We start from the raw sequence: 13,272 nt of genomic DNA on the forward strand, positions 1-13,272 counted from the left end.
ATCAGCCCAGCGGCAGCTCCACCCGCACCTGCCAGTCGCCCTCCGCGGGTCCGGTACACGCGCTGCCCCCGAGCAGGGCGGCACGCTCCCGTATGCCGCGCAGTCCGCTGCCCCGCCCGGCCCCGGGCACCCTGTCCGGCAGCGGGTTGCGCACCTCCAGGGTGAGCCCGCCGGCGACGACGGCCAGCCGGACCCGTACGGGAACGGCACCGGCGTGCCGCAGCACATTGGTGAGCGCCTCCTGCAGGATGCGGTACCCCTCCCGCGACACGGGCCCGGACAGGGCGTCCACGGCTCCGGTCACCTCGGCGTCGACCTCGGCGCCCGAGGCGCGCGCCGACTCCAGGAGCCGGTCGGCCTCGGCCAGCGTGGGCCGGGCGCTCGCCGGCCGCTCCGACTCGCGCAGCACCCCGAGGACCCGCTCCAGATCCTTGAGGGCCGCCCGTCCGGTCTCCTCGATGGCGTCCAGCGCCCGGTCGGTGAACTCCGGATCGCCCGCCGCCCGTGCCGCACCCGCCTGCACCACCGCCACCGTCAGGGCGTGCCCGATGGAGTCGTGCAGCTCCCGGGCGATGCGGGTGCGTTCGAGCAGCTGCTCGGTGCGCTCCTCCAGGGCGGCCAGCCGCTCGGCAGCGGACGTGCCGAGGAGCCGGCGCGCGCCCACCGTGGCCAGCTCACCGAGTCCGACCACGGCTCCGTACAGAGCGAGCAGCGGCAGCGGGGTCAGCAGGACGTACGCCGGATGCGGCTCCAGCCGGCCCGGCCAGAGGACACCGGAAGGCGTGTGCCCCCAGCCGCACTTCACCAGCTCGACGGCGGTGACGGGAAACCACACCGATGCGGCGACCGTCGCCCAGCCGAGGGCCATCCGCAGCTCCAGCCACAGCACCGTGCGCATCCGGTCCCGCCAGTTCGCCGACGCTGTCACGGAGATACCCGGATCCTCCTGACCGGGTGCCAGCAGCATCCTGGCCTGGACGCCCTCGCCCACGCGCACGGCGGGCAGCAGGCCGACCGGCACGAGGACGAGCGCGGGCACCCAGGGCTTCGACATGTCGATGAACATCCACAGGCTCTGCAGCAGCATCGGCACCCACAGATGCAGCAGGCGCGTGTACGTCGTGCCGCGCAGCAGCGGGCGCAGAAGGCGGGCCATGACGTCATCCTGGCAGCCGGCACCGACGACGGACCTCCCCCGTGCGGGGGAGACGATCTCCACCGACGGGGGAGGCACGGTCGTGCGCGCCTCGGTCAGGCTGATTGCCATGACCAGCATCGATGTACGAGAACTCACCAAGGAGTACGGCACCCGGCGGGCCGTGGACGGGCTCACCTTCAGCGTCCGGCCCGGCCGCGTGACCGGCTTCCTCGGCCCCAACGGCGCCGGAAAATCCTCCACCATGAGGCTCGTCCTCGGCCTCGACCGGCCCACCTCCGGAACCGCCACCCTCGGCGGTCGCCCCTACGCCGAACTCCGTGAACCCCTGCGTCACGTGGGGGCCCTGCTGGACGCGCGGGCCGCGCACGGCTCGCGCACCGCCCACGACCATCTGCGCGCCCTGGCGGCGAGCAACCGCATCTCCTCGCGCAGGGTCGACGCCGTCCTGGCGGAGACCGGACTCGCCACGGTGGCGCGGCGCCGGGTGAAGACGTTCTCGCTCGGCATGCGCCAGCGGCTCGGGATCGCCGCCGCGCTGCTCGGCGACCCCGAGGTGATCCTGCTCGACGAGCCGGCCAACGGCCTGGACCCCGAAGGCATCGTCTGGATCCGGAAGCTGCTGCGCCGGCTCGCCGCGCAGGGCCGTACGGTGCTCGTCTCCAGCCATCTGATGAACGAGACCGCCGCGTTCGCCGACCACCTGGTCATCCTCGGCCGCGGGCGTCTGCTCGCCGACACGGCCGTCGAAGACTTCATCCACGCGCGGGTACGACCCCGGGTCAGAGTGCGCACCACCGAGCCCGGGGCACTCGGCGACCTGCTCGCCCGGCACGGACACGAGGCCGTGTGCGCGGACGACGGGACGTGGACCGTGCGGCACGCGCGCGTGGACGACCTCGGGCGTCTGATGTCCGAGGCGGGCGTTCCGGTCCTGGAACTCGTAGCCCAGGAGGCCACCTTGGAGGAGGCCTACCTCGACCTGACCGCGGCCGAGACCGAGTTCACCGCCCGGCACCAGGAGGCCTGACCATGTCCTTCGCACCCGTGCTCCACGCGGAGTGGATCAAGATCCGTACCCTGCGCTCGCTGCTGGGCGCCCTGGCCGCGATGGCGTCGGCCACCGCCGCCTTCGCCACGCTCGCCCCCTCCATGGCGGAGAACGACGCGTCCGACCCGCTGTTCGCGGTGTTCTCCGGCATCAGCTTCGGGCAGGTGGCCGCCGTCGCCTTCGGTACGGCGGCCGTGTCGTCCGAGTTCCGGGGCGGCGCGCTGCGGCTGACCTTGGCGGCCGTACCCGACCGCGGACGCTGGTTCGCGGCGAAGCTGACGGCGATCGCCCTGCCCGCGCTGGCGGTGGGCCTGCTCACCGGCCTGCTGACGCTGCTGGTCGGTGAGGCGGCCCTCGGGACCTCCGGGCCGGCCTGGGCCGAGGGGCTGCGCGGTGTGGTCGGCTGCGGGCTGCATCTGACGCTGATGGCCCTGTTCGCCGCGGGGCTCACGGCCGTGCTGCGCAGCGGGGTGGCCACCCTGTCCGTTCTGATCCCGTTCCTGCTCATCGCGTCCTTCGTGATCGGCGACGTGTCCGGCGGGGTCGCCGACCTGCTGCCCGACCGGGCCGGCCAAGTGGCCCTGCACAGCAGCCCGGACGGCTCTCTGGGCCCCTGGAGCGGACTCGCGGTGACCGCGGTGTGGACCGCGGCGGCCCTGCTCACCGGAGCGTGGGCCGTGCATCGCAGGGACGCCTGACGGACCGCCAATTGTCAGTGGGGCCCGCTTTACTGGATCCCATGGACATCGCCGACCACCTCGCTGTCATCGACCGGCTGTGCGCCCGGGGTTTCCCGGCCGAGCACGGCAGGACGGACGTCGGCTCCGGCGGGCCGGGATATCTGATAGCCGCGTTGCAGAGCGGCGACCACCCGGAGGCCGACGGCGCCGGGCGGGAGGAGGCCGAGGCGCAGTACGAGGCCGAGCGGGACGCGCTGGTGGAGCGGCTCACCGAGCGCTGGGGCCCACCCCGGTACTTCAGCCTGTACAGCGTCCTGGAGCGGACGGTCGGGGGCGAGCAGGGGGCGGAGCCGTGGGCCGGGCTGAGCGGTCATGTTCCGGACGTCCACCTGTGGCGGGCGCCGGAGACGGAGCGCTGGGTCGCCCTCGGCGTGTCCCGGTGGGGCGAGGAAGTGCCGCTCCAGCTGCTGGCGGTGATCACGGAGACGGACCCGATCTGACCGGCCGACCACAGCCGTGCAGGACCCCAGCCCACGCCACTCGCGGCCGGGCGCGGCCCAGGCCACACCACTCGCGGCCGTACAGGGCCCCAGCCCACGCCACTCGCGGCCGGGCGCGGCCCAGCCCCGCCACTCGCGGCCGGGCGCGGCCTCAGGCCTGTGCCGCCACCCGCAGGCGGGCGAACTCCTCCGCCATCGTCGCCGTAGTCCAGTGGGCGTTCAGGCCGCTGGGGTTGGGCAGCACCCACACCCGGGTGTCCCCGAAGGTCCGCTGCTGCGGCCCGACCCGGGCGTCGCGGTCACCGAAGGCGGCCCGGTACGCGGTCACACCGACCACGGCCAGCCACCGCGGGCCCAGCCGCGTCACCTTCTCGGCCAGCAGCCGCCCGCCCTCGACGTACTCCTCGGCACTCAGCTCGTCCGCCCGGGCGGACGCCCGCGCCACGACGTTCGTGATGCCCAGCCCGTACGACGGCAGCTCCGCCTGCTCGGCCGGTCGCAGCAGCCGCGGCGTGAAGCCGGACAGGTGCAGCACCGGCCAGAACCGGTTGCCGGGGCGGGCGAAGTGGTGGCCCGTCGCCGCTGACATCAGTCCGGGGTTGATACCGCAGAAGAGCACCTGGAGACCGTCCGCGACCACGTCTGGGACGAGACGGTCGCGGGCGGCCTCCAGGTCCGCCCTGGTGAGGCGGGGAGCGCGGGGTGCGCCGGTCAGAGGATCGCCCCGGGGGTGTAGCCGGCGGCCTCAGGGTGCTGCTTGGCGATCTCCTCGATCCGGCCGACGACGAGGGCGACCTGGTCGGCGGCGGCGCCGGTGAAGGACAGCTTGTCCGCCATGAGCGCGGCCAGCTGCTCCCGGTCGAGCGGCAGGCGCGCGTCCGCGGCGAGCTTGTCGAGCAGGTCGTTGCGCTCGGCACCCTGCTCGCGCATGGCGAGCGCGGTGGCGACGGCGTTCTCCTTGATCGCCTCGTGCGCGACCTCGCGGCCGACCCCGGCTCGCACGGCGCCCATCAGCACCTTGGTGGTGGCCAGGAACGGCAGGTAGCGGTCCAGCTCACGGGCGACGACGGCCGGGAAGGCGCCGAACTCGTCGAGAACCGTCAGGAACGTCTCCAGCAGACCGTCCAGCGCGAAGAACGCGTCCGGCAGCGCGACCCGGCGCACCACCGAGCAGGACACGTCGCCCTCGTTCCACTGGTCGCCGGCCAGCTCGCCGGTCATCGAGGCGTAGCCGCGCAGGATCACCATGAGGCCGTTGACGCGCTCGCAGGAGCGGGTGTTCATCTTGTGCGGCATCGCGGAGGAGCCGACCTGGCCCGGCTTGAAGCCCTCGGTGACCAGCTCGTGCCCGGCCATCAGCCGGATCGTCTTGGCCAGCGAGGACGGTGCCGCCGCCAGCTGCACCAGCGAGGTGACGACCTCGTAGTCCAGCGAGCGGGGGTAGACCTGGCCGACCGAGGTGAAGGCCTGCGCGAAGCCCAGGTGCCCGGCGATCCGGTGCTCCAGCTCGGCGAGCTTGGCCGCGTCACCGCCCAGCAGGTCGAGCATGTCCTGCGCGGTGCCGACCGGGCCCTTGATGCCGCGCAGCGGGTAGCGGTTCAGCAGCTCCTCGACGCGTCCGTGGGCGACGAGCAGCTCGTCGGCGGCGGTCGCGAAACGCTTGCCGAGGGTGGTGGCCTGGGCGGCCACGTTGTGGGAGCGGCCGGCCATGACCAGCTCGGCGTACTCGCCGGCCAGCTTGCCCAGGCGCGCCAGGACGGCCACCGTACGGTCGCGCACCAGCTCCAGCGACAGCCGGATCTGCAGCTGCTCGACGTTCTCGGTGAGGTCACGGGAGGTCATGCCCTTGTGCACGTGCTCGTGCCCGGCGAGGTCGTTGAACTCCTCGATCCGCGCCTTCACGTCGTGCCGGGTGACCTTCTCGCGCTCGGCGATCGAGGCGAGGTCCACGGTGTCGAGGACCCGCTCGTAGTCGGCGATCGCCTCCTGCGGCACGTCGATGCCGAGGTCCTTCTGGGCCCTCAGCACGGCGAGCCAGAGCTGCCGCTCGAGCTTCACCTTCTGCTCGGGGGACCAGAGCGTGGCGAGCTCGGCGGAGGCGTAGCGTCCGGCGAGGACGTTCGGGATGCGGGGCTTGGCGGGCGCAGAAGTCACGTGACCAGATTCTACTGGCGGTTCGTGCAGGCCGGCGCCATGGGGTTGTTCGGCGGAAGCTACGAGACCCCGGTCACCTCGTGACGTCGTCCGGGTCGGCCGGCAGCCGGGGTGCCCGAGAGGCTACGCCGGATCCTCGTAGGCCAGCAGCTCCGGCCGCTTGGCCGGCAGGCCGTCGCCCGAGGAGCGGCCCGTCAGCCGGCGGCCTATCCACGGCAGCAGGTACTGCCGGGCGAAACGCGCGTCGGCCACCCGCCGGCTCATCCAGCCCGGCGGGAGCGTGGCCGCCATCGGCACGTGCCACTCGGTGTCCTCGGCCTCGTACCCGAGCGCCTGCCACACCGCCTCGGCGACCCGGCGGTGTCCGTCCGCCGTCAGGTGCAGCCGGTCCACGTCCCACAGCCGCGGGTCGGCCAGCGCGGGCGCCCCGTACAGGTCCACCACGAGGGCGCCGTGCTTGCCGGCCAGCTCCTCCACGCAGACGAACAGCTCCTCCATGCGGGGCCGGAACCGCTCCAGCACCGGTCCCTGCCGGCCCGGGCTGCGCATGAGCACGAGCTGCTTGCAGGAGGGGGCCAGCCGCTCCACGGCCTCGGTCAGCAGATCCCGTACCCGGACCATGTCGCACTTGGGGCGCAGCGTGTCGTTCAGCCCGCCGACCAGCGTGACGACGTCGGCGTTCATGGCCGCCGCGACGTCCACCTGCTCGTCGACGATCTGCCCGATCAGCTTTCCGCGCACGGCGAGGTTCGCGTACCGGAAGCCGGGGGCGCGGGCCGCCATCCGCGCGGCGAGCAGGTCGGCCCAGCCCCGGTAGGTGCCGTCGGGCAGCAGGTCCGACATGCCCTCGGTGAAGGAGTCGCCGACCGCGACCAGGCTGGTGTGGGTGGGGGATATGGGGTTCGTCTGCATGGCGACAGCGATGGTATCCCGGCTCCATACCCGTCGGTCGGTCGCCCTGGGAACCGCCCGCCACCGCCTCGCCCGGTCGCCCCGGAATCGCCCGCAGCGGCTTCGCTCGGTCGCCCCGGAGCCGCCCGCAACCGCCCCGGCATCACCCCGGTGCCGGCTGGCCGAACAGCTCCCGCAGCACGTCCTCCATGGTCACGAGGCCGGCCAGCCGTCCGTCGTCGCCGATGACCGCCGCGAGGTGGGTACGGCTGCGCCGCATGGCGGTGAGCACGTCGTCCAGCGGCGTCCGCTCGCGCACCCGCGGGATGGACCGCATGTCCCGCAGCTGGAAGGGCACGTCGCGCGGTGAGGCGTCCAGCGCGTCCTTGACGTGCAGGTAGCCCACGATCCGCCGGCCCTCGTCGACCACGGGGAAGCGGGAGAAGCCGGAGTCGGCCGACAGCCGCTCCAGTTGCTCCGGGGTGACGCCCACGCGCGCGTAGACGACGCGCTCCAGGGGCACCACCACGTCCAGCACCGGCCGGCTGCCCAGCTCCAGGGCGTCGTGCAGCCGCTCCTGGGCCCGGTCGTCGATCAGGCCCGCCTCGCTGGCGTCCTTGACGATCTCGGCGAGCTGGGTGTCCGTGAAGGTCGCCGCGACCTCGCCCTTCGCCTCCACGCGCAGCAGCTTCAGCAGCCCGTTGGCGAAGGCGTTGATCGTGAAGATCACCGGCCGCAGCGTCCGCGACAGGGCGACCAGCGGCGGCCCGAGCACCAGCGCGCTGCGCACCGGCTCGGCGAGCGCGATGTTCTTGGGGACCATCTCCCCCAGCAGCATGTGCAGATAGGTCGCCAGGGTCAGCGCGATGACGAAGGACACGGCGTGGCCGGCGCCCACGGGCACGCCGACGGCGTGGAACACGGGCTCCAGCAGGTGTGCGATCGCCGGTTCGGCGACCACGCCGAGGACCAGGGTGCACAGCGTGATGCCGAGCTGCGCGGCGGCCAGCAGCGCCGACACGTGTTCCAGGCCCCACAGCACGCTCCTGGCGCGCCGGTCACCCTCCTGGGCGAGCGGTTCGATCTGGGACCGGCGCACGGAGATCAACGCGAACTCGGCCCCCACGAAGAAGGCGTTGACGACGAGGGTCGACAGTCCGATCAAGAGCTGTACGGCGGTCACCGCGTCCCCTTCCACGTCCGGTCGGCCTGGTCGTCGTCGAGCGGCGCGTGCAGCAGAACCCGGGCCGCCCGGCGGCCGGAGTCGTCCACCACGTCCAGCCGCCAGCCGGCGACCTCGACGGTGTCGCCGTTCTCGGGTATCCGGCCCAGCGCCGTGGCGATCAGACCGGCCAGCGTCTCGTACGGTCCCTCGGGCACGCGCAGGCCCACGCGCGCGAGCTGGTCGGTGCGGGCCGCGCCGTCCGCCGAGTACAGGGCCCGGCCCTCGGTGTCCGCACCGGCGGGGGCGAGATCGGGCGTCTCGTGCGGATCGTGCTCGTCCCGCACCTCGCCGACGACCTCCTCGACGATGTCCTCCAGCGTCGCCACACCGGCCGTGCCGCCGTACTCGTCGATGACGACGGCCATGGTGCGCCTGCCGGCCAGCCGGTCCAGCAGCCGGTCGACGGTCAGCGACTCGGGGACCAGCAGCGGCTCGCGCATCACCTGGGAGACGCGGCGGTGGCGCCGCTGATCGGTGGGCACCGCCAGCACGTCCTTGATGTGGGCGACGCCGACCACCGCGTCCAGGCTGCCCTGGTAGACCGGGAACCTCGACAGCCCGGTGGCCCGGGTCGCGTTGGCCACGTCCGCACAGGTGGCCTGGGCGTCGAGGGCGACGACCTGGACCCGCGGGGTCATCACGTTCTCCGCCGTGAGGTCGGCCAGGTTCAGCGTCCGGACGAACAGCTCGGCGGTGTCCGCCTCCAGTGCGCCCTGCTTCGCCGAGTGCCGGGCGAGGGCGGCCAGCTCCTGCGGACCACGCGCGGAGGCCAGCTCCTCGGCCGGTTCGACGCCGAGCCGGCGCACGAAGTGGTTGGCCGTGTTGTTCAGGTGCGTGATGAAGGGCCGGAAGGCGGCGCTGAACCAGCGCTGCGCGCTGCCCACCCGTTTCGCCACGGCCAGTGGCGAGGAGATCGCCCAGTTCTTGGGCACCAGCTCGCCGACGACCATCAGGAACACCGTGGACAGCGCCGTACCCAGCACCAGGGCGACCGAGCCGGCCGTGGACCGGGACAGCCCCATCGCCGTGAAGGGAGCGGACAGCAGCTTGGCGATCGACGGCTCGGCGAGCATGCCGACCACCAGGTTGGTGACGGTGATGCCCAGCTGGGCGCCGGAGAGCTGGAAGGTCAGGTTCCGTACGGCCTTCAGGGCCCCGGCCGCGCCGCGCTCGCCGCGCTGCGCGGCGCGCTCCAGCTCGCCGCGCTCGACCGTGGTCAGCGAGAATTCCGCCGCCACGAAGGCGCCGCAGGCGAGCGAGAGCAGGATCGCCACGAGAAGGAGCAGCACTTCGGTCATCGGGTCACCCCCGTCCCATGATCGGACAGGGGGCGGGGAAACGCGCGGTGTCGTGGACCAGGAGGCTCGCCCATCGGCGGACGCTCACAACCTTTCACAGAGGGCCGAGTGCTCGCTCAATGGTAAAGGATAAGCAAAGCTGGAGTCGGCTCAGTCGGTGAGCGGCTTCACCCAGCGCCGCCACCGCTCCTGCGGCCCGTATCCGGCGGCGTGCCAGGCGTGGTGCGCGGTCTCGTTGCGCACCAGCACCATCGCGTCCGCACGCCGGCCGCCCAGCCGCGCGAACCGCTCCTCGGCCGCGGCCAGCAGTGCCGAACCGATGCCCTGGCGCCGCCGCCGCGGATGTACCGCGAGCCGGTACAGATGACACCGCCAGCCGTCGAAGCCCGCGATCACCGTGCCGACCGGTTCACCCTCCGACTCCGCGAGGAGCAGCGCCTCCGGGTCGCGCGCGACGAGCCGCTCCACGCCGGCCCGGTCGTCGCTGATGCTCGTGCCCTCGGCGGCCGTCCGCCAGAAGGCGAGCACGGCATCGAGGTCCTCGGCGGTGGCAGGGCGAATACGCACATCGGTCATGTGATCATCGGACCACGGGCGGGGTGGCCGGACGGCGGAATTCCATCATGCGGACTCCTCGCGCAGTCGCTGCATCACCGGCGCGAACGCCTCCATGGCGGGCTCCAGCACGGTCAGGTAGGAGAACCCGAACCGCTCGCGCTGCGCCCGCACCTTCGCGACGACGTCCTCCAGCGGCCCGACCAGCACGATGGGCAGGGACAGCGCCTGCGCCAGGGTCAGCGACTGCCGCTTCAGCAGCGGTTCGAGCACAGGCTCGGGGTCGTCGGTGACGGCCACGAGCTGGATCAGCAGGTTCAGCTCGGCGTCCGTCGCGCGGTCCGCCGCAAGGTGCCGGTAGCGGGCCACCCGCTCGTCCAGCTCCTCGGCGGTCAGCGGCTCCAGCGCGCCGGGCGTGCGCCCCGGCCGGGCCCCCGTGAAGGCCGCGATGTCCGCGTGCTCGGCGGTCAGGCGCAGCATCCGGTCGCCGTTGGCCCCGATCAGCAGCGGCACCCGCGGCTGGGCGGGCCGGGGCTCGGGGCCGGCCGGGCCCAGCAGCCGGTCCAGCTCGCCGACCGTGCGGCGCAGCCGGTCCACGCGCTCACCCGGTGAGCCGAAGGGCAGCCCGGCCGCCACGTGCTCGGCCTCGACGTATCCGGTGCCGAGGCCGAGTTCGAGGCGCCCTGCCGTCAGAGCGTCCGTGGTCGCCACCTCACGCGCCAGCAGCGCCGGATTCCAGAAGCCCGTGTTGAGCACGAACGTGCCGAGCCGCGGCCGCTGCGTCGCCCCGGCCGCCGCGACCAGGGCCGGGAACGGGGCGACCATCCCGAGGTGATCGGGCACCAGGATCACGTCGTAGCCCAGCTCCTCGGCCCGACGGCACTTCGCGCGCCACTCGCCGGCGGGCGCGGGCGTGAGCAGGTTGACCCCGAAGCGGAACGGACGCGACATGAAGTCTCCTCGGCAGTACGTGACTTGAGCCTCGTCCCGAGATTCCATCACGTCCGCCGTACGCCCGGCGGACGGCGCCGTCACTCGTGGGCGATGGCCGCGATTCCCTTCGTCCAGGTCGTCCAAATCATCCAGGTCGTCCAGGTCGTCCGCGTGTCCCGCGTGACCCGGGTGGTCCGGGTGGTCCGGGTAGTCCGGGTAGTCCGGGTGGTCCGGGTGGTCCGGGTCGGAGGGTGCCGTCACTCGTGGGCGATCGCGGCCAGCACGTTCATCCGGGACGCCCGCAGGGCCGGGAGCAGGGCCGCCACGATGCCCACCACCGCCGAGCCGATCACCACCGCGACGATCGTGCCCCAGGGGATCGCGAGCGCCCGCAGGCCGCGCAGGGCCAGCACCTGCTGCATGCAGACACCCCACACGAGGCCCAGCGCCAGCCCCAGGACCGCGCCGAAGACCGCGATCACCACCGACTCCAGCCGGATCATCCGGCGCAACTGCCGTCGTCCCAGCCCGATCGCGCGCAGCAGGCCGATCTCCCGGGTGCGCTCCACCACCGACAGCGCGAGGGTGTTGACCACGCCGAGCACGGCGATCACGATCGCCAGCCCGAGCAGCGCGTACACGAGGTAGAGGAGCACGGCGATCTGGTCGTGGACCAGCCGCTTGTAGTCGGTCTGGTTGCGCACCTGCACCTGCGGGAACGGCTTCAGCGCCCGCTCCAGCCGGGGCCGCAGGTCCCGCGGCTCCGTGCCCGCCGCCGCGTTGACGTAGAGCACCGAGTCCTGTGCACGGGGCACGTACCTCTCCAGGGTGGTGAGACCGACGAAGAGACCGCCCTGGGTGCCGAACCCCTCCGCCGTGTCCTGGTCGGTCAGCGCCGCGAGGGTCAGCTCGGCGCGCCGGCCGCCCGGGAACTCGACCGGGAGGACGCTGCCGACGTGTACGCCGTGGTTCCTGGCGAAACCGGCGTCCATGGCCAGGCGGTCACCGGCCAGCGCGGCGGCCGAACCGCCCTGCGCGTAGGTGAGGTGCACGACGTCGTCGAGCCCCGGCCCGTACGCGGTGGCGGACGTCCGGACCCGGTCGCCGTCCGGCAGCCCGACGACGACCTGGGTGAGCCGCTGCCGTACGACGAGCCCCACACCGGGCACCCCGGCCACCACCTTGTGCACCTCCCGGGTGTACGGGGCGAAGTTCGCGTTCTGGACGAGGAAGTCGGCGCCGAGGTTCTCGTCGATCTGCCGGTCGAACGACGCGGACATCGAGGCGCTCGCCACCGACATCCCACCGACCAGGGCGAGACCCACCATCAGCGCGGCGGCCGTGGCGCCCGTACGGCGGGGATTGCGCAGGGCGTTGCGCCGGCTCATCCGGCCGACCGGGCCGAACAGCGCGGGAAAGGCGGCACCGAGCACCCGGATCACCGGCCGTACCAGCAGCGGGCCGGCGACCACCGCCGCGATCAGGGTCAGCACCACGCCGAGCCCCAGCAGCGCGGCCGCCTGGGCGGTCCTCGTGGCCGCGGCGCACCCGGCCAGCGCGGCCGCACCCACCGCCCCGACCACCGTCCCCGCGACGGCCCGCGTCCTCAGCGGCTTGCCCACGCCCACCACTTCGGCGTCGGCGAGCGCGGCCATCGGCGACACGGCCGCCGCGCGCCGAGCGGGCAGATAGGCGGCCACGAACGTGACGCCGAGGCCGACGACGTAGGCCGCGACGGGCGTACCCCAGCCGATGACCATCTCCGTCGCCTTCAGATTCATCCCGAACGCGCTCATCAGCCGGATCAGCCCGAGGGCCAGCCCGATCCCGGCCGCGAGGCCGAGCGTGGCGCCGACCAGCCCCAGCAGCAGCGCCTCCGTGAGCACCGAGCGCCGTACCTGCCGCCGGTCCGCGCCGAGCGCCCGCAGCAGGCCCAGCTCCCGGGTGCGCTGCGCGATGAGCATGGAGAAGGTGTTGACGATGAGGAACACCCCCACGAGCAACGCGACGCCGGCGAAGCCCAGCATCACGTACTTGACCACGTCGAGGAACGTGCCGAGACCGGCCGCGGCCGACTTGGCCTTCTCGTCGGCGGTCTTCAGATCGTAGGCACGGGTGCCGAGCGCCGCGCGGACGCGGCGCTCGAGTTCCGCGTCGCTCACGCCCTTCACCGCGTCCACCGAGACGGAGGTCGCCTCGGCGGCGGAGCCGAGCAGTTCCCGGCCGGCCACCGCCGGGTCCAGGTAGAGCAGGGCGGAGCCCGGGTTGGTCGTGGTGAACGTGGCGACGCCGACGACCCGGACCTCGAAGGTGCCCGGCTGCGCCTGCACGGTCAGCGTGTCGCCGATCCGGACGTGCTTCCTACGGGCCGTGTCGGCGTCGAGCAGCGCCTCACCGGCCCCGCGCGGCGCATGGCCCGAGGTGAGCTCGACCGGGCTCCGGCGCGTGACGTGCCAGGCCGTCGCGATGGTCGGGGCGCCGGTGGTCGGGCCGACGGACCTGTGGCCGGCGTCGACCACGACGGCGTTCTGCACGGACACCTCGGCCCTGGCCGCCGCGACCCCGTCGACCTTCGCCACGCGCTCCCGCAGCGCGGCGGGCAGGGTCGGCACCGAACCGCTCAGCCGGGCCGACCGCAGGTCCTGCTGTTTCGGCTGCACCGTCACATCGGCGGCCGTGGAGGCGAAGAGCCGGTCGAAGGTCCTGGTGACGGTGTCGGAGAAGATCAGGCTGCCCGAGACGAACGCCACGGACAGGATCACGGCCAGCGCGGACAGGGCCAGTCGGCCCTTGTGCGCGAGGAAACTCCGCAGGGTCGCCTTGAGCACC

12 protein-coding genes are annotated in these 13,272 nt (G+C 73.3%); 3 read left to right on the forward strand and 9 right to left on the reverse strand.

Annotation, left to right across the window (positions count from 1 at the left end):
- Position 1 precedes the first annotated feature (1 nt).
- The gene (locus tag ACGFT2_RS00550; RefSeq protein WP_393272890.1) at positions 2 to 1,156 is read right to left on the reverse strand and encodes a sensor histidine kinase; all 1,155 of its coding nucleotides are present in this window, start codon (positions 1,154 to 1,156) and stop codon (positions 2 to 4) included.
- A 109-nt stretch (positions 1,157 to 1,265) separates the two neighbouring features.
- Between ACGFT2_RS00550 and ACGFT2_RS00555 the strand changes: the two genes are divergently transcribed.
- Genes ACGFT2_RS00555 through ACGFT2_RS00565 form a run of 3 tightly spaced genes read left to right on the forward strand, consistent with a single transcriptional unit; the run spans position 1,266 to position 3,387 of the window.
- On the forward strand, positions 1,266 to 2,186 hold the full coding sequence (locus ACGFT2_RS00555) for an ATP-binding cassette domain-containing protein (protein ID WP_393271987.1): 921 nt from the start codon (positions 1,266 to 1,268) through the stop codon (positions 2,184 to 2,186).
- Between the two features lie 2 nt (positions 2,187 to 2,188).
- Positions 2,189 to 2,905, forward strand: coding sequence for an ABC transporter permease (locus ACGFT2_RS00560; RefSeq protein ID WP_393271989.1), 717 nt, complete (start codon positions 2,189 to 2,191; stop codon positions 2,903 to 2,905).
- A gap of 41 nt (positions 2,906 to 2,946) precedes the next feature.
- Positions 2,947 to 3,387, forward strand: a complete 441-nt coding sequence (locus tag ACGFT2_RS00565) for a hypothetical protein (RefSeq protein WP_393271991.1) — start codon at positions 2,947 to 2,949, stop codon at positions 3,385 to 3,387.
- A gap of 151 nt (positions 3,388 to 3,538) precedes the next feature.
- Here ACGFT2_RS00565 and mug read toward each other — a convergent pair whose 3' ends face one another.
- From mug to ACGFT2_RS00605, 8 genes are all read right to left on the reverse strand, one after another.
- Positions 3,539 to 4,027 carry a G/U mismatch-specific DNA glycosylase gene (gene mug / locus ACGFT2_RS00570; RefSeq protein WP_393271993.1) on the reverse strand — a complete coding sequence of 163 codons (489 nt, stop codon included), beginning with the start codon at positions 4,025 to 4,027 and terminating at the stop codon, positions 3,539 to 3,541.
- Between the two features lie 71 nt (positions 4,028 to 4,098).
- The gene (gene purB, locus ACGFT2_RS00575; protein ID WP_393271995.1) at positions 4,099 to 5,541 is read right to left on the reverse strand and encodes an adenylosuccinate lyase; all 1,443 of its coding nucleotides are present in this window, start codon (positions 5,539 to 5,541) and stop codon (positions 4,099 to 4,101) included.
- A gap of 123 nt (positions 5,542 to 5,664) precedes the next feature.
- Positions 5,665 to 6,453 (reverse strand): SGNH/GDSL hydrolase family protein, encoded by a 789-nt coding sequence (locus ACGFT2_RS00580; protein ID WP_393271997.1) that lies wholly within the window; start codon positions 6,451 to 6,453, stop codon positions 5,665 to 5,667.
- A gap of 142 nt (positions 6,454 to 6,595) precedes the next feature.
- Positions 6,596 to 7,615: a hemolysin family protein gene (locus ACGFT2_RS00585; RefSeq protein ID WP_393271999.1), complete on the reverse strand. Its 1,020-nt coding sequence runs from the start codon at positions 7,613 to 7,615 to the stop codon at positions 6,596 to 6,598.
- Positions 7,612 to 8,955 carry a hemolysin family protein gene (locus tag ACGFT2_RS00590; RefSeq protein ID WP_393272001.1) on the reverse strand — a complete coding sequence of 448 codons (1,344 nt, stop codon included), beginning with the start codon at positions 8,953 to 8,955 and terminating at the stop codon, positions 7,612 to 7,614. Before ACGFT2_RS00590 ends, ACGFT2_RS00585 begins: the two co-directional genes overlap by 4 nt.
- A 150-nt stretch (positions 8,956 to 9,105) precedes the next feature.
- The gene (locus ACGFT2_RS00595) at positions 9,106 to 9,531 is read right to left on the reverse strand and encodes a GNAT family N-acetyltransferase (RefSeq protein ID WP_393272002.1); all 426 of its coding nucleotides are present in this window, start codon (positions 9,529 to 9,531) and stop codon (positions 9,106 to 9,108) included.
- A gap of 45 nt (positions 9,532 to 9,576) precedes the next feature.
- Entirely contained in the window at positions 9,577 to 10,461 is an 885-nt protein-coding gene (locus ACGFT2_RS00600) for an LLM class F420-dependent oxidoreductase (RefSeq protein WP_393272004.1), read from the reverse strand.
- Positions 10,462 to 10,700: 239 nt separating this feature from the next.
- The gene (locus ACGFT2_RS00605) at positions 10,701 to 13,271 is read right to left on the reverse strand and encodes an ABC transporter permease (protein ID WP_393272005.1); all 2,571 of its coding nucleotides are present in this window, start codon (positions 13,269 to 13,271) and stop codon (positions 10,701 to 10,703) included.
- Position 13,272 lies beyond the last annotated feature (1 nt).

The sequence above is a fragment of the Streptomyces sp. NPDC048514 genome, from assembly GCF_043199955.1.
Lineage (GTDB): Bacteria > Actinomycetota > Actinomycetes > Streptomycetales > Streptomycetaceae > Streptomyces.